This is a genomic window from Blautia aquisgranensis (assembly GCF_040096615.1).
In the GTDB taxonomy this organism is placed as follows: domain Bacteria; phylum Bacillota; class Clostridia; order Lachnospirales; family Lachnospiraceae; genus Blautia_A; species Blautia_A aquisgranensis.
In genome coordinates, this window is sequence record NZ_JBBMEJ010000020.1 from 25590 (window position 1) to 42372 (window position 16783).

The window sequence follows — 16783 nt, forward strand, 5'->3', positions numbered from 1 at the left end:
GATTCTATTAACAAAATACCGGGAACGTTTTTCTCCGTTCCCGGTATTTTGTTATCTTCATATCTTTATCAGACTCTTCATTCCCTGGATCACCAGCATACTCACCACCGACATTCCATAGACGATCGCCAGCTCCCCTGCTCCCAGTATCTGCACTGCAAAAAATCCATGCAAAGCCGGAATCGTGATAACTGCTGTCAGCAGAACAAAGCCCCCAAGAAAAGCTCCCTGCATGTAACGATTGTCGAAAAACTTTTTCGTAAACAGTACACGTTTATCTGCTTTGCAGCTATACCCATGTATAAGCCTGGACAGACACAGCACTGCAAAAGCCATAGTACTCGCCAGCATTGCATTTCCATCACTATAGCCCACAAGAAACGCGGCAAACACCGCTGCACCGATCACAGCACCTTCCACAGCAATCCGCATCAGAAATTTTTTTGTAAGGATAGGCTCATTCGCCGGTCGCGGCTTCTCATCCATCACATCATGCCGGTAAGGTTCCAGCCCCAGTGCAATCGCAGGTAGGCTGTCTGTAAGAAGATTGATAAACAAAAGATGCACCGGTGCGAAGGGAACCGGAAGCCCGGCCAGGGAAGCAGCGATCACCACCAGAATTGCCGCAAAATTTCCCGAAAGAAGAAACTGTATCGCTTTTTTGATATTTTCATAAATATTCCGGCCACTCTCCACTGCCTTGATGATCGTAGCAAAATTATCATCTGTCAGGATCATGGAAGCGGCATCCTTTGCAACCTCCGTTCCTGTGATTCCCATTGCAACGCCTACATCCGCCTGTTTCAGTGCCGGTGCATCGTTGACACCGTCACCGGTCATTGCCACGATATTTCCCTTTTCCTGCCATGCCCGTACGATTCTGATCTTATGTTCCGGCGTCACACGTGCATAAACCCGGATATTTTCCACAAAATCTTTCAGTTCTTCGTCGTTAAGTCCGTCTATTTCCCGTCCCTCACAGGCCTGGGACATATCATCCAGGATCCCGATCCTTTTTGCGATAGCTGCTGCTGTGACCTTATGATCTCCTGTGATCATCACCGGCCGGATCCCCGCACGTTTACAGTCAGCAACCGCCTCTGCACTCTCCTCACGGGGAGGATCCATCATTGCTATGAGTCCCTGGAAAACAAGCTCCTTTTCATCCTCCGCGGAGATATTTTTTTCCTGAGGGAATATCCGATAGCCGATTCCGAGAACGCGGAGTCCTTCCCTGGAATACTGTTCATTAACCCGAATAATGTTTTCCACATCTTCTGCTGTGATGGGAAGTATTTTTCCACCTTTCCAGATGTAATCCACACGCTCCAGCATCACATCTACTGCGCCTTTGGTGATCATCGTGTAACCATCCCGCAGCTTATGAAAGGTTGACATCAGCTTCCGGTCACTGTCAAAGGGAACTTCGCTGATCCTTGGATACGCGTTGCGGATTCTCTGTGCAGGAACCCCTACATCATCGCCAAGATTGATCATTGCCGTTTCCGTGGGATCACCGATCTCCTGCCCCTGGATATTGGTGGAATCGTTACACAAAATGCTGAGCCGCAACATCTGTTTATGCAGTGGATTCTTCGGATCCACCTGCTCTGCCAGAATATCCTGGCCATCTGTATAATAGTGTTCGATGGTCATCTTGTTCTGCGTAAGAGTTCCCGTTTTGTCGGAACAGATCACCGATACACTTCCCAGACTTTCCACTGACTGCAGCTTCCGGATGATCGCACCTTCACCGGCCATCCTTCTGGTTCCAAAAGCCAGCACAATGGTAACGATTGAGCTTAATGCTTCCGGGATCGCAGCTACCGCCAGCGCCACAGCAAACAGGAACGCATCCGCTACATTTCCGCCTTTTAATACCTGCATTACAAAAAGTACTGCACATAGTACAAGAATCATCACAGATAACTTTTTGCCAAAATTATCCAGATTGACCTGAAGAGGCGTTTTTTTCTCAGAAGCATTTTTTAAAAGATCTGCGATCTTTCCCACTTCTGTGTTCATTCCGATATCAGTCACAATAAAACAGCCACGGCCATATGTGACATAACTTCCGGAAAACACCATATTTCTCCGATCACCCAGAGGCAGTTCCCCTTCCAGTGCTTCACTTGTCTTATCCACGCCCAGGCTTTCTCCTGTAAGAGCGCTTTCATCTACCTTCAGACTTGCGCTTTCCAGAATACGGCCATCTGCCGGAATATAATCTCCTGCTTCCAGATGGACAATGTCTCCTACTGTAATCTCGCGTCCCGGAATCTGCACCACAACACCGTTTCGTACAACTTTCGCTTCCGGTGCTGCCAGCTGTTTCAGACTGTCCAGAGATTTTTCCGCCTTAACAGTCTGTACAGTTCCCAGAACTGCATTCATAGTGATAACGATCAGGATCACTACTGCACTTTCTGTTTCCCCAAGAAACAGTGAGACCACCGCTGAAATAATGAGAATCAAAACCAGAACATCCTTGTACTGTTCCAGAAAAATCTGAATGGTACTTTTTTTCTTCTCCCCGGTAAGCTGGTTGGGACCGAATTTCTTATGCCGCTTCTTCACTTCTTCATCTGTCAGAAAATCCATGTTTCCGTTTAAACTTCTCTGTACTTCATCTGATGACTCATTGTAATACGCTTTCATGGGCACCGTTCCTTTCTTATTCTGCTTTATTGATAGTATGGGCAGAATCGAGATAAAAAAAAGAGACTTTTATTGCACATAAAAAACATGCAATAAAAGTCTCGCTGTTTCATCACGATACGGACAGGTAAGCCTGTCGAGATTGACGACATCATGAACACTGACGTGCCAGCTACTCCCCTTTATATGATTTCACTATACTGTCCAAAAACTTATTTGTCAACCGGTAAATTATCAATACGTAAATACACCAACTCCATATGGCTCCAGTGGATATGCAAAGGAAAACTCACGGTTATCACAGTTCTGCTTCTCAGCCTTATATGACCTGCCCTTCTCCACAAGTCCCTGCTCATTCATGATCAGCTTATACTGTTTCTTCTTCGGCACACCTACGCGGTAATCCGGGCGTGCCACCGGTGTAAAGTTGCATACGACCAGAATGTTATTACGACCTGTAGGAGATTTACGCACAAAACTGAAAATGCTTCTGTCACCATCATTGGCATTGATCCACTCGAACGCGGACGGGTCATTATCAGCCGCATAAAGTGCCGGATATTTCTTATAAATGTGAAGAAGATCACTGACATACTGCTGCAGCTTCTGATGGTTCTCCTCTCCAAGCAGATACCAGTCAAGCTCTCTCGCCTCACTCCACTCGCGGAGCTGTCCGAAATCCTGTCCCATAAACAGAAGCTTCTTGCCTGGATGTCCGAACATGAATGTATATCCTGCTTTCAGGTTCTTGAACTTGTCATCCAGCTCTCCCGGCATCTTCTCCAGCATGGAGCATTTCAGATGTACGACCTCATCATGAGAGAGAACCAGAACATATTTCTCACTGTATGCATATGTCATAGAAAAAGTCATCTTGTTGTGGTTAAATTTACGGAAGTACGGGTCCAGCTTCATGTATTCCAGGAAATCATTCATCCAGCCCATGTTCCATTTCAGGGAAAATCCAAGTCCGTCATCCTCTGCCTTACCGGTTACCATCGGCCATGCAGTAGATTCCTCTGCGATCATCACACTTCCGTGGTTTCTTCCGAGAACTACTGTATTCAGATGCTTAAAGAATTCGATCGCTTCCAGATTCTTGTTGCCGCCGAATTTATTGGCAACCCACTCTCCATCCTTCTTACCATAGTCAAGATAGAGCATGGAGGCAACTGCATCTACACGAAGACCATCAACGTGGCATTCCTCCACCCAGTAAAGAGCATTGGCGATCAGGAAGTTCTTGACCTCCGGGCGGCCGTAATTATAGATCTTGGTTCCCCAGTCCGGATGTTCTCCCTGTCTCGGATCTGCATGCTCGTATACAGCTGTTCCGTCAAAATTGGCAAGTCCGTGTGCATCCTTAGGGAAATGTGCCGGTACCCAGTCGAGGATAACACCGATCTTCTGACGGTGAAGATAATCTACCAGATATTTAAAATCCTGCGGTGTTCCATAACGGGATGTCGGTGCATAATAGCCAGTTACCTGATAACCCCAGGAGCCGTCAAACGGATGCTCTGCAATGCCCATAAGCTCAACATGTGTATATCCCATCTTCTTCACATACTGGGCAAGCTTCGGCGCCAGCTCTCTGTAGGAATAAAAACCATCCTCATCCTCAGCAGTCTGCGGATGCTTCATCCAGGAACCCGGATGTACTTCATAGATAGACATGGCACTTGTGTCAGGATCAAACTCCACACGGTTCTTCATCCATGTTGCATCCTTCCACTTATAGTTCGTGATATCCGTAATACGGGATGCTGTTCCGGGACGCATCTCCGCTTCATTGGCGTATGGATCTGCCTTGTAAAGCTCTTCTCCGTGAGCTCCTGTAATGTAAAATTTATACAGCTGTCCGATCTTCGCTCCCGGTACGAATGTCTCGTAAACACCAATAGGTCCAACTTTTTTCATCGGGTTCTTCTTCGTATTCCATTCGTTGAATTCACCGATCACAGAAACCGCCTGTGCATTCGGTGCCCACACTGCAAAATAAACACCTTTTTTTCGGTTCTGTGTGGTCGGATGTGCTCCGAATTTTCTATAAATATCATAATGCGTGCCCTGACCGAACAGATACTGGTCGAGCTCCGTAAATTGTAATTTCTCTCCCATTCTCAGGTACCTCCCTTTATAGTTCTGCCACCGTCCATTCCCCAATTTTAAGTGGAGTTTTTTATTCTATAATTATACCAATCCCCATATTTTCAGTCAAGGAAAAACCCTCTTCGCCTGATATGTGTCTATTATCCGACACTGTCAGATAAAGTCAAAAAAGAGACCTAAATGACGCACATTTTGTCATTCAGATCTCTTTTGTTATTTCTTAACTTTTAGTTAGTATTCTTCGCTTCCATCATCGTAGGAGCCATCGTCATACGAACCGTCATCATAGCTTCCGTCTGAAGATCCATCTGAGCTGCCGTCAGAACCATCACTGACTTCCGAACCATCGGAGCCATCACTCATATCAGATCCGTCCGAACCATCTGAGGAGCTATCGGAACCGTCACTCATATCAGATCCATCGGAAGATTCGTCTGAAGAATCACCGGAATCACTGGAATTACCTGCATATCCTGCAACTCGTCCGGCCTGAAGGGAGCTGTCCCAGAAGTCAGTATAGGAAGCACTCTGTAAAGTAACATCCTTGGCCTCTGCAAGCTCACTGACAGTCACAAGCTTATATCCCTGGTCAAGTAGTGCAGGAATCAGTTTCTCTATAGCACATTTTACAGATGGCTCATGGATATCATGCATAAGGATGATCGAACCATCACTCAGATTAGGGTCATTCATGATCTCATTATAATCCGCATCTGCATCCATCAGTTTCCAGTCCAGAGAGTCTGTAGACCACATGAAGAACGGCTTGCCTACTGTTGATATCTGTTCTTCTGTGATCGCACCATACGGTGCACGGCATACAGTCGCCGCCTGTCCACAGGCCTTCACCAGCTCATCATCTGTCTTCTGGAACTCCTGAACAACGGAATCAAGATCCATATTCGGAAGAGTCTGTGACGGATGATCCCAGGTATGGTTACCAATCTCACAACCAAGTTTGACCATTCTCTGTACTGTAGACTCACGTCCCGCAACATTCTGTCCCAGCATAAAGAAGGTAACATGAATGTTGTATTTCTCAACTGCGTCAAGCAGAGTCTCTGTATACTCTCCCGGACCGTCATCAAATGTCAGTGCAATCATCGGACGCTTCTTGGATGGATCATAGGATCCGTCATCATTGAAGTAGTAATCCTTCACGCCCTTCTCGACCCAGCCTGTCTGCATGTAGCCATTCGCATCAAAGCTGTATGTAGTTCCGTCAATATCTGCAAAACCATTTATATAATATGTACCGTCCGGATTCTGATACCATTTTCCGTTGGAATCTTCATGCCATCCAGGTGTCATAACAGTAAGCTTGTCACCGGCACTGGTACCCTTAACCGGCATAACAGTTGCATCCGTGCTACTATCTTCTGCCGATGCAGTTCCATCTGCCGTACCGCTGTCAGAAGAACTTCCAGCTGTATTCGCCTTTACGTTCACTGTTTCCGCATTATTGTTGCTTCCTCCGCCTACATGATTGGCGATTGGAAGAATAACTCCTCGAACAACAAAAATCAGCAACAGAACCGCCGCAATCACACATGTTACCCGTTTTATCATCCTGCGTCGTCTCAGCTGCTGCTGTTTTCTGCGCATTCGCTCACGCAAAACTCTTTTGTCCATTTTATTACATCCCCGTTTATATCCCTATAACTTTCTTTAATTTCTGACCTTAATCATACCTCATTTAATGTTTAAATACAATGGTAATTCCCGAAAGATTCTCTTAATTTTCCGTGTTTATATTTCTGCGAAAAAAGCGGTTCCCGGAAATACTCCGAGCCCCGCAACTTTCTATCACCTGTCATAATGTTTCATGACTCTTTTTCTTATTGCTCTGTTGTGTCTGCTGTGCTGTCAGCATTCACGCTTTCTGAAGAATCCTCACTGTTCTCTTCCGGAACCATATCTGTGGCTTCTGCTGCTTCCAGCTCCTCGTCTACCTGTCCTTCTGCACTGCTGCCATCTGCCGATGGATCATCTCCGTTCTCGCCTTGTGTATCTCCGGCTGCAACCTTCTCCTCAACAGTTGCATTATCCAGAATAAAATCTTCAACTCTGAGAAGTCCGATAGATTCATCCACTGCAACCTGTCCATACTGATCAACCAGCGCTGCGAGATCCTTTGCGTCATACGCTTTGATCAGCTCATCCTGAATGCTGAGAGATTTCTCATCTTCAAGAGTCATGTTCTCTGCATCCATGATTCCCTGCACGATCAGATTCTGTTTCACCTTATATTCCGCATACTGATTGCTCTGTTCCTCAAAATCATCCATGGAAATACCCTGAGCCTTTACGAAATCCTCCAGAGTCATATCGCCCTGTTTTGCATAATTCTCATAGAGTGTCTTAAATTCTGTCTTTGCCGTATCCAGATCTTCCTGCGGATATTCTTTTACTTCAGAGGATGAGAGCACTGTATTCCATGCCGTCTCACGAAGTGTATTCCGGGCATTTGTTTTTGCTTCGCTCTCCAACGTTTTTCGAATTTCTTTTTTATAGTCATCCGCTGTCTTGCAGTCCGTATTCTTGGCTGCCCACTCGTCTGTCAGCTCCGGTGCACGCTTGAAGCTCTGCAGGGTTACTTTAAATGTAACCTCCTGGCCTGCCAGATCTGAGGAAGCATAATCTTCCGGAAATGTAAGATCAAGATCTTTTGTCTCACCCTTTTTCATTCCGATAATACCGTCTTCAAATCCGTCAATAAAAGTACCGGAACCTATCGTCAGCTCATAGTTGTTGGCTGTACCACCATCAAAAGCCACTCCATCCTTTGTTCCGACATAGTTGATCGTGACCACATCACCATTCTGGACGCTGCCATCTGTAACTTCTTCTGCCTTGTTTTGAAGCTCCTGTTCCAGTCTTCCTTCCACAGCATCGTCTGTTACCACTTCCACAGTATTATCAAGAGTAAGTCCCTTGTACTCTCCAATGGTCACATATTTACTTACATCATCGACAGTAACAAGCCTTGTATCGCCTGCATCTGCTGTTTTATTCTCTTCTTTATCAGATGAATCCGTACTCTCAGCATCTGCTGATCCGGAATCTTTCGTTTCGGTCGTGTTCTGTGTTTCTGTTGTAGATTTTGTGTCCTCCGTCTTGTCTGTTGCTGTACCACAGGCTGTAATCGCCATTGCTGCACATAGTGCAAGAACAACGAGATATGCTTTTTTCTTCATATCTTTCTCCCTTCATCAAAATCATCTCAAAAATTCACGCATGACAGGATTATAACCTCTTTTTCACACGCGTCTGTAAACTTTATTTACTTTTTCTTACATCTCCGGAACCGGTGTCGGTCTGGATGAATCCCACACTTCAGATACATCAAAAAGATCGCTGAGCATATCCGGATTATAGTACATTCTGTATCCGTCCAGGTTTCTTCTTCCCTGTCTGAAATACTCACTTGTGATCTGTACAAAATACTGGCTGGAATCTACGTTGCAGAAATAACGGTAGCCACGGCTCTTATAGTACTTGTACTTTGCATTATCTGAAGTATAACCTTCCCAGTCTCCGATGTCTGCTCCAAATGCAAAAATGATCATATCAGTTTTTCCAAGGATCGGCGCTACATATTTTTCCCATTTTTTGTTATCTGTCTTCAGCTCCGCTGCTGTACAAGTTGTGGCATTTCTGTGGCCCCAGGTGTGGCTTGCAAACTCCCAGCCATCTTCTTTCATAGCTTTCACTACTTTTTTAGCTGCTTTTACCTCTTTATCATAGTCAAAATCCGGATTGGCCTTGAGAAAAGCCTTCTGGTCATCCTGGAGATTCTTCTTTGATTTATAGGCTCCGTCTGTGCGGTATCCCAGAACACCGTTATAACCGGTCATAGCCAGGATTCCCTTTCTTCCGTGATAGGAAAAATCCGGATGCTCTTTGATAAAAGAATCCAGGATCGGAACCACATCATAATCTCCGGTAACTACAGTTCCATCGGCTTTTTTGTACTCACATTTAATGTCACCGTTGTCATCGATCACAAGCTTTGATGCAAATCCGTCATCATCCATGTAATGATAATAGCTGACATCATCCTCAGAAAGAACAAATGCTTTTTTTCCTTCCGGGAGCATGATCTTGCCTTTACTCATAGTTCCATCATCATTCACAATGGCCATATCGTGCGGACTTACCAGCACATATCCGTTGTCATACATGATCTGAATGATCTTCTTAAACTCACTGACCGTTGTCATCATCTGGTTATAACCGGCCTCATCGGAATCTCCGTCAAAAGCCCTGGATGTATCCACGATTAATGAATGGAAAAAAATATGTGTAATCTCTTCAAGCGGATATTCCACACAGGCATCTCTTTTTTTCATGTAGGCGGCAGCTGCCTCCTGCATCTTATCACTGGTTGCAAACTTCCAGTTATTTTTCAGAGTTGAGATTGCACCTGTATAATCGTACTGCTGCGCCTGTTTTTTGGCTTTTTTAAGAAGTGCTTCCTCATCAGAAGCAGTATCGGAAGAGGTATCCTCTGCAGCTTCGCGCTCCTGCGTCTCTTTTTCAGCCGCTTTCTCCTCTTTCGGCGTTTCCGTAGCTGCCGGCTGATCCTCAGGATCTGCAGCTACTTTCGCCTCTTCTTCTGATTCTGCTGCTTCCTCGGATTGTGTATCTTCACCATCCTGTGCCTCTGCATCCTCAGACTGTGTATTCCCTTCATCCTGCGCTTCTGCGATCATATTGTCTTTCTGTACGGTAACTGGTATGTTTCCACCCGCAAGAAGCGACGCAGCAAGCACAGTTGTCAGCACTCCTGCCATTTTTTTCTTCATAATAATCCCTCGTCTTTCTTTAAAATCCCCTCGAATTTACACTTTATGCAAAACAGATCATCCCATTGGCGGTACCGGTGTAGGTCTTGCCTTATCGAATACATCCTTCGCATTAAAAAGATCCTCCAGAAGTTCCGGATTGTAGTACATTCTGTAACCATCCAGATTTCTTCTGCCCTGGCGGAAGTACCGGTCACGGATCTGTACAAAATACTGGCTGGAATCCACATTACAATAATAATTATATCCCTGCCCCTTCAGATATTCGAATTTATCACCGGAATAATCCTCTGCATTTGTAATATCAGTTCCAAAAGCAAAAATAATGATATCCGTTCCCCCGATCAGCGGATCTACATTTTTCTTAAATTTTTCAGTGTCTGCCTGAAGTTTCTCCAGCGAAATCTGCCCCACATTCTGGTGTCCCCAGGTATGGCTTGCAAATTCCCAGCCTTCGGCTTTCATGGCATCTGCCACTTTTTTGGCACCCTCACGCTCTTTCTCCAGGCTGAAATCCGGATGCTCATCAAGCCACTTCACTTTATCTGCATCCAGATCGTCCGGTCTTGTTTCATAGCTTTCGTCAGTACGGTATCCCAGAATTCCGTTATATCCGGTCAGCGCCACGATTCCCTTTGCTCCCCGGTAGGAAAAATCAGGATGCTTTTCCACAAAGCGGTCGATCAGAGGTACCATGTCATAATCTCCCACGGATACACTTCCGTCATCCTCCACATACTCATTGCGAATCTTCCCCTCATCATCCACAACCAGTTTTGTGGCAAATCCATCACCGTCCATATAGTGATAATAACATACATCATCCTGAGAAAGGACAAACGGGATTTTACCTGGCGGAAGAAGAATCTCTCCCGGAGTGATATTACCATTGTCATCCGCCTTAGCCATATCCTTGATACTTACCATAACGTAACCTTCATCGTACATGGTCTGAGTAATCTTATTAAATTCATCAATCGTAGTCATGACCTGATTGTAATCTGCTTCCTTATAATCTCCGTCAAAAGCCTTGGATGGATCCCTGATCAGAATATGATAAAAGACATGCGTCACTTTTTCAAGTGGCCATGCCGTACAGGTTGCCTTGGTTTCCTCGTATTTCTTTACTGCTGCCTGCATCTTCTGGTCGGATGAGTAAGCAGGATCTTTTTTCAGAAGATCAATTGCTTCATCATAGTTATACTGCTGTGCAAGAAGCTCTGCCTGTTCCAGTGTGCTGTCTGCAGCTGTTGTATTATCCGTTGCGGAATCTTTATTATCTTCGGTTTTGCTGTCTGTTTTTGTATCGGCAGAAGTCTGGTCATGCTGAACAATCGTTGCTTTTTTTTGTCTGCAGCTGCTAATCCCCACAGACACGCCGCCTATGATGATCACCAGAACTGCTCCCACAGCGATCAGTCGTTTTCTTCGTTCCTTCTGTAACCGTTTACGCCTGCGCTCAAGCACCTCTCTTCGCCATTCTTCATACTCCGGAGTACCCATTTCCGGTCTCGTTCCCCGGGGCGTTTCTTTCTCCATTTCGATTTCCTCCATCTCTGGGATATCCAGATCATTTACCTGCGTCTTAATATTATTATATTCTGTTTTTCACAGTTTACACTGCAAAGTGCATCACAGTCATTATACCCTGTAACCACTGAAATTTCCACTGTTCCAAGGGGGCTTTTTAATTTTTAATTGCCTTTTTCCGTAAACAATGCTAAAATGTTTTTTACGTAATGTAACCGATTGCGAAACAAATATACATACAGGGGGATTCTCAAATGAGTACAGTTACCATTGTTCTTCTGGTCATCCTCGTTATTCTGATCGCAGCATTAGTCGCACTCTATTTCTTCGGAAAAAAAGCTCAGAAAAAACAGGACGAACAGCAGGCTCAGATCCAGGCTAACAAACAAACAGTTTCCATGCTGGTCATCGATAAGAAACGAATGCCTTTGAAAGATTCCGGACTTCCACAGATGGTCATTGACCAGACGCCTAAGCTTATGCGTCGTTCCAAGCTTCCGATCGTTAAAGCAAAGGTTGGTCCGAAGATCAGTATCCTCATCGCAGATGAGAAAGTATTCGATCTGATTCCGGTAAAAAAAGAGATCAAAGCTGAAGTCAGCGGACTTTACATCGTTGGCGTTAAAGGAATCCGCGGTTCCCTCGAGACTCCGCAGAAGAAGAAAAAAGGCTTCCTCGCAAGATTCCGCAAATAATAAAAAAATAAAGCCGCTGTGTTTCCAGGATTTTTCTTCCTGCACAACACAGCGGTTTTCTTATCTCTGTAATTCTCAACTCTTAACAAGTTTCCAGATATTTTTATAAAACAAAATCCTTACAGTCACGAGGCTGTACCTGAATTGCCAGATAGCAGTCCGCCACATGCTCTTCATTCATATCCAGTGCATAATCTGCCTTCATGTGAAGATTCTCCTCACTCTCAGTCAGTTCCAGACTGGTAGCGGCGATTCCCATCTGCAAAGTTCCGAACGGTGTTGTATAATAAGTCATATTCTTCTTGCCCTGCTCAAATACCATATGTACATTGACCAGGCCTTTTTTGCTGACCTCAAGACCCTTAGAAGACATTTTTATGTAATTGACCGTCGGCTCTGCACTCTCATCCAGAAGCTCCTCATATCTGAGATAATGGGAACCATTACGGAAATAATACTGTCCCGGAACAACGATCTCTATCGGCTCCTGATCTCCCTGGGCATCCATCATCTGAAGACCTCTTACATGGATCAAAACTTCTTTCTGCATTCTTTTTCTCCTAATATTTCTCAATGTCGATCTTCTGCGTTTTTTCTACATTATAAGGCAGGATCGAATTGGCAAAATCCTTAAATTTCTCGGCAAGGTCACTTACATAGAAGCGATATGGGAATTCCTCCTCCACCGTCTCATCACTGGCAAGATCCATATCTGCCAGAAGTCTGCGGAGCTCCAGCGCCGTCTCATACGCCGGATTCACCAGGCGTACGCCTTCTCCCATGATCTCACGGATGGTAGACCGTAAAAGAGGATAATGCGTACAGCCAAGAATCAGCGTATCAACCTCCTGATCCTGCAACTCTTTCAGATATCTTCTGGCTACCTCCTCCGTGACCGGATCATGAATCCATCCCTCTTCAACCAGCGGAACAAACAGCGGACACGCCTTGCCGATCACTGTGATCTCCGGATCCAGCTCCTTAAGATAAGATTCATGAATCCCACTTCCCACTGTACCTACCGTACCAATAATACCAACTCTCTTGTTCTTTGTCTCCTGAGCAGCAATTTTTGCCCCGGCTTCAATCACTCCGATAATCGGAATATCCAGCTCATCCCTTACTGCATCCAGTGCAAAAGCACTCGCAGTATTGCAGGCCACTACAATGGCCTTGACTTTCTGCTCCTGCAGGAAATGAATGATCTGGCGGGAATAGCGGATGACCGTCTCCCTGGACTTGCTTCCGTAGGGAACTCTCGCCGTATCTCCAAAATATACAATTTTTTCCGAGGGAAGATTCCTCATGATCTCCCGGGCTACTGTCAGCCCTCCAATACCGGAATCAAACACACCAACCGGTGCATTTCTGTCTATATTCATTTATCTGATCTCCCGAAATACTTAATCGAATTCTACAGATTCGTTAGAATATTGTATCACCAATCCAGTGCTTTCGCAAGCCAGAAGGAGAGCTTAACAGTCTTACTTTCGCCCGCATCCTCTCCTTTTTCAAAACAAAATTCCGGGTAGAGTGTTCCCCACCATGCGTACATCTGCGGCCGGGCTGCACTTTTCATGTCTCCACCCGCCATATGCCCCATACAACCGACTGCCAGAACTATCACCAGTAACAGTACCTGAAATCCTTTCCATAATATAGCTCCTTCACCTTTTCCCCTGATCTTTTTCACCGGATATACCTCCTGTTTCCGTTTTTTCTGTGATATATCTCCATTATGGTCAGGATTTCTTCTCTTTATTCACGGTTTCCGTAATCTACCTCCAGAAGCTCCCCATCTATCCACACAGACGGAAGCCAGGGAAGTGTTCCGTCCTTATAAAACTGATGATATACCTCCCGGAGCGTGACGCCTTTCTTCTGCTGCCCGGAGGTTCTGTTTTCCTGGATTCCCTGCAGATATTCTCCCACAGAGCTCTCCTGCGCTCCTTTCCAGCGAAACACATCAGAAAGCATGGAAGTCCGGAATACATACACATCCTCGCCCACATGCTCTTCCTGTTTCAGATAACGGATAAACGCTTCTCTGTTATTCTCTGCCAGCATACTTTCATCCAGGATCACAACCTGGAGATGACCCATATCCGGATATTTTTCCTGAGAACGGTTATAGAGCTTTTCGATCGCATCAAAATCCGTTCCTGCAAGTGTCAGCACAGAAACCGGATCCTCATCCGGCTTTTCCTGCCCTGTGGTTACGTTCATGTCCGGCATTGCATATTTAAGCACAAAACCGTTCTCCACTGCACCTGCTCCTAAAGCCAGCGGATAGATCCGTTTTTCCGGTTCCACGGCAGCACATCCTGTTCCCATCAGACTTACCGCCAGAAACAACACTGCCGCAACTGCTGCTTTTTTCTTTCGGTGGCTGTGATTCTTCATGCCAAGAAAAAGCTGTATCACAAGAAGCCCCGGCACAAAAATATATCCCAGATAACTGCCATAATACGCCTCAATTCCATAACCATTCCACGCATACAGAGAAAGCAGCCATCCGGCCGCGGGAATCCAGTATCTTCCCGTTCCAAGCCTGGTCTTTTGTGCAATCTGATTTCCATAATGAAAAAGACTTCCTATGGAAAAAAGCAGTCCGAATACCAGAAATCCCATCCAGATCACATCAAATCTTGCCAGTACATTTCCCGGAAGGTCTGCTCCGTCAAGAAGCGGCAGAACCGGGTATTTTTCTGTTAAAAGACGTTCCCTGCCAAATACTGCGGGAAGAAGCAGCTGCATTCCAAGTACTATCCCACATACCGTAAGAAACGCAAGTATCAATGGCTTCCTGGCGCTTCCAGGCTTTTCCACTTTCTCCAGCGCAAATGGCAAAAGTCCCACACCGGAAAAAGCACACAAGAGTCCCCATGTGCTCTGTATCCATCCTCGCCCGGAAAAAAATCCTGTTTCCCCGTTCCACACTTCCAGAAAATATTCTCCCTTTCCCTGCCCGGCCAGGAGAATCATCAGCACAAGAAGCCCTCCAAGAAAAATCCCTCCTGACACCTCGGCGATCCTTCCTCTTCTCTGCATCCCCCGGTGGGTACCCAGGCTGCATGCCGCCACAGCCAGAAACGAAAGCCATTTTCCCGGAATTCCCGTGATCAGTGTTGACGGCACAACCTCCCCCAGAAGCTTTGCAAGAAAGGCCACACTGAGGATCACATAAGCCAGAAAAAACAGTCCAATAAATCGTACAGTAATTTTTCCGGTATTTTTTTCAAGCTCGCCATATGCAGGTTCAAGCCTTATAAGCCAGATCACATAAAACAGTAATATTATGGCAGCTGTCACCGTTCCGGCCACAGAGCTTTTTCCAAGCATGGCACCATTTTTGAACAGGCACAGAAGAAACGGTGCAGGAAAAACCAGTATGATCTGCCTGAAAAGCTGCCTGTGCGAGATCCTGTTGTTTTCCGCAAATCTCATAAATCTTTTCCTTTCTGCTCCCAGGGCTTTGTCCGAAGTCTTCTTTTCTGATCACTGCATGCGTAAAGCGGACGGAATTTCCGCTTCCGGAAAGGAAACCTGATAATCCTTCCGCCAGTCTCTGCCTCCCCGTTTTTTTCCACGAAGGGTACCAGATATGGAACACCAAAACTTAAAAGTCCTGCCAGGTGTGCTACCGTAAGATACAATCCAAGAACGATTCCAAAAATCCCCAGATATCCTCCAAGAAACAGAAACACATATTTCAGCATCCGAAATGCAGAAGCAAACTCTTCATTGGGAATCGCCAGCGAGCCAAGCGCAGTCAGTGCCACGATAATGACCACCACCGGGCTTACCAGATTCGCTTCCACCGCAGCCTGTCCGATGATCAGTCCGCCTACAATACCAATGGCATTTCCGAGGGCTCCCGGAATCCGCACTCCAGCCTCCCGGATCAGCTCAAAGGACAGTTCCAGAAACACCAGCTCCACTACACTGGAAAAAGGCACACCTTCCCTTGCCTGTGCAAAAGAAAGGATCAGATTGGCAGGAAGCACCTGGGTATGAAACCGGATCACCGCCAGGTAAAGTCCCGGCAGAAGAGTTGCCACAGCCAGGGCCAGATACCGCAGCACCCGCAGAAACGAAACCATCTCAAAACGGTTGTACCAGTCCTCGCTGCTTTCCATAAAGCTGTTAAAAGCCCCTGGCAGAATCAGCGCCACCGGTGAGTTATCACACAAAAGCACCGCTTTTCCATTCAGAAGTTCCTGGGTCGCGCGGTCCGGCCGTTCCGTTGTCTGAAACTGAGGAAAAGGTGAATACCATGCTTCCTCCGTAAGCTGCTCCAGCATTCCGCTGTCCAGGATCCCGTCCACCGTAAAGGTCTCCAGCCGTTCCTTTATAGATTCCAGAAGCTCCTCATGTACAAGATCCTCCACATACAGAAGCTGGACAACTGTGTGAGAACGCACGCCTATGTTCTGTTGCTCCACTTTCAGTCTGGTATCCCGTAACCGTTTTCGCACAAGCGCTGCATTGGTTTTTACGCTGTCGCAAAATCCCTCTTTGGATCCTCTGAGGACTTTTTCAGTCTCTGTCTGGGATACATCCAGTCCGGGATATCCCTTGCTGGAGATTTTCATCGCCCGGTCATAGCCATCCATAAAGAAAACTGCATTTCCGGCGAGCACTGCCGAAAATACCTCTTCCATTGTAGTAAGTTCTTCCACATCTGCAATGCCAAGACTGTTTCTTTTTATGAATTCCTGAATCTTTTCTGCCGGTATCTCCCAGAAATGATTGACCATCTTTCCAATTGCGGAATCATCCAGCATCATATTGGAAACTGCAACCTCAATATAGACCATCAGACAGTTTACCTTATGCCCTTCCCCAAGACGCATGGGACGGATCAGGATATCATCACAGTTTTCACATCGTTTCCGGATACAGGCTTCATTTTCACGGAGCAACGCCGAAACCTTCTGTTCTTCCACAGGCTCACCTTCCTTTTTTCACAGTATTGTC

General features: G+C 45.9%; 12 protein-coding genes. 1 reads left to right on the forward strand and 11 read right to left on the reverse strand.

Going from position 1 to position 16783, the window contains the following annotated elements:
* Nucleotides 1–57: 57 nt before the first annotated feature.
* The 6 genes from WMO28_RS14145 to WMO28_RS14170 form a co-directional block, all read right to left on the reverse strand.
* A complete protein-coding gene (locus WMO28_RS14145; protein ID WP_349057405.1) occupies nucleotides 58–2658 on the reverse strand; it encodes a cation-translocating P-type ATPase in 2601 nt (866 codons plus the stop codon).
* A gap of 234 nt (nucleotides 2659–2892) precedes the next feature.
* Entirely contained in the window at nucleotides 2893–4779 is a 1887-nt protein-coding gene (glgB, locus tag WMO28_RS14150) for a 1,4-alpha-glucan branching protein GlgB (protein ID WP_349057407.1), read from the reverse strand.
* Between the two features lie 222 nt (nucleotides 4780–5001).
* Entirely contained in the window at nucleotides 5002–6402 is a 1401-nt protein-coding gene (locus WMO28_RS14155) for a polysaccharide deacetylase family protein (protein WP_349057409.1), read from the reverse strand.
* 206 nt (nucleotides 6403–6608) lie between these two features.
* Complete coding sequence (tig, locus tag WMO28_RS14160; protein WP_349057411.1) at nucleotides 6609–7967, reverse strand: trigger factor; 1359 nt, start codon at nucleotides 7965–7967, stop codon at nucleotides 6609–6611.
* 96 nt (nucleotides 7968–8063) lie between these two features.
* On the reverse strand, nucleotides 8064–9578 hold the full coding sequence (locus tag WMO28_RS14165; RefSeq protein WP_349057413.1) for a polysaccharide deacetylase family protein: 1515 nt from the start codon (nucleotides 9576–9578) through the stop codon (nucleotides 8064–8066).
* Between the two features lie 57 nt (nucleotides 9579–9635).
* Complete coding sequence (locus tag WMO28_RS14170; protein ID WP_349057414.1) at nucleotides 9636–11117, reverse strand: polysaccharide deacetylase family protein; 1482 nt, start codon at nucleotides 11115–11117, stop codon at nucleotides 9636–9638.
* 245 nt (nucleotides 11118–11362) lie between these two features.
* On the opposite strand from WMO28_RS14170, the gene WMO28_RS14175 reads away from it, so the two are divergent.
* On the forward strand, nucleotides 11363–11803 hold the full coding sequence (locus tag WMO28_RS14175; RefSeq protein WP_173737674.1) for a hypothetical protein: 441 nt from the start codon (nucleotides 11363–11365) through the stop codon (nucleotides 11801–11803).
* 103 nt (nucleotides 11804–11906) lie between these two features.
* Here the strand turns inward: WMO28_RS14175 and WMO28_RS14180 are convergent, their stop codons facing one another.
* The 5 genes from WMO28_RS14180 to WMO28_RS14200 form a co-directional block, all read right to left on the reverse strand.
* Nucleotides 11907–12353 carry a DUF1934 family protein gene (locus WMO28_RS14180; protein WP_178643218.1) on the reverse strand — a complete coding sequence of 149 codons (447 nt, stop codon included), beginning with the start codon at nucleotides 12351–12353 and terminating at the stop codon, nucleotides 11907–11909.
* Nucleotides 12354–12363: 10 nt separating this feature from the next.
* On the reverse strand, nucleotides 12364–13185 hold the full coding sequence (gene murI / locus WMO28_RS14185; protein WP_178643216.1) for a glutamate racemase: 822 nt from the start codon (nucleotides 13183–13185) through the stop codon (nucleotides 12364–12366).
* A 56-nt stretch (nucleotides 13186–13241) separates the two neighbouring features.
* Nucleotides 13242–13496: a hypothetical protein gene (locus tag WMO28_RS14190; RefSeq protein WP_349057418.1), complete on the reverse strand. Its 255-nt coding sequence runs from the start codon at nucleotides 13494–13496 to the stop codon at nucleotides 13242–13244.
* 65 nt (nucleotides 13497–13561) lie between these two features.
* On the reverse strand, nucleotides 13562–15250 hold the full coding sequence (locus WMO28_RS14195) for a GerAB/ArcD/ProY family transporter (RefSeq protein ID WP_349057419.1): 1689 nt from the start codon (nucleotides 15248–15250) through the stop codon (nucleotides 13562–13564).
* Entirely contained in the window at nucleotides 15247–16752 is a 1506-nt protein-coding gene (locus WMO28_RS14200) for a spore germination protein (protein ID WP_178644759.1), read from the reverse strand. Before WMO28_RS14200 ends, WMO28_RS14195 begins: the two co-directional genes overlap by 4 nt.
* Nucleotides 16753–16783 lie beyond the last annotated feature (31 nt).

What these genes read in the sequence shown, in the direction of transcription:
- WMO28_RS14155 (WP_349057409.1), bottom strand. Translation starts at nt 6,402, where the DNA reads ATGGACAAAAGAGTTTTGCGTGAGCGAATGCGCAGAAAACAGCAGCAG.
- WMO28_RS14165 (WP_349057413.1), bottom strand. Translation starts at nt 9,578, where the DNA reads ATGAAGAAAAAAATGGCAGGAGTGCTGACAACTGTGCTTGCTGCGTCG.
- WMO28_RS14170 (WP_349057414.1), bottom strand. Translation starts at nt 11,117, where the DNA reads ATGGAGAAAGAAACGCCCCGGGGAACGAGACCGGAAATGGGTACTCCG.
- murI (WP_178643216.1), bottom strand. Translation starts at nt 13,185, where the DNA reads ATGAATATAGACAGAAATGCACCGGTTGGTGTGTTTGATTCCGGTATT.
- WMO28_RS14145 (WP_349057405.1), bottom strand. Translation starts at nt 2,658, where the DNA reads ATGAAAGCGTATTACAATGAGTCATCAGATGAAGTACAGAGAAGTTTA.
- WMO28_RS14180 (WP_178643218.1), bottom strand. Translation starts at nt 12,353, where the DNA reads ATGCAGAAAGAAGTTTTGATCCATGTAAGAGGTCTTCAGATGATGGAT.
- WMO28_RS14175 (WP_173737674.1), top strand. Translation starts at nt 11,363, where the DNA reads ATGAGTACAGTTACCATTGTTCTTCTGGTCATCCTCGTTATTCTGATC.
- tig (WP_349057411.1), bottom strand. Translation starts at nt 7,967, where the DNA reads ATGAAGAAAAAAGCATATCTCGTTGTTCTTGCACTATGTGCAGCAATG.
- WMO28_RS14195 (WP_349057419.1), bottom strand. Translation starts at nt 15,250, where the DNA reads ATGAGATTTGCGGAAAACAACAGGATCTCGCACAGGCAGCTTTTCAGG.
- glgB (WP_349057407.1), bottom strand. Translation starts at nt 4,779, where the DNA reads ATGGGAGAGAAATTACAATTTACGGAGCTCGACCAGTATCTGTTCGGT.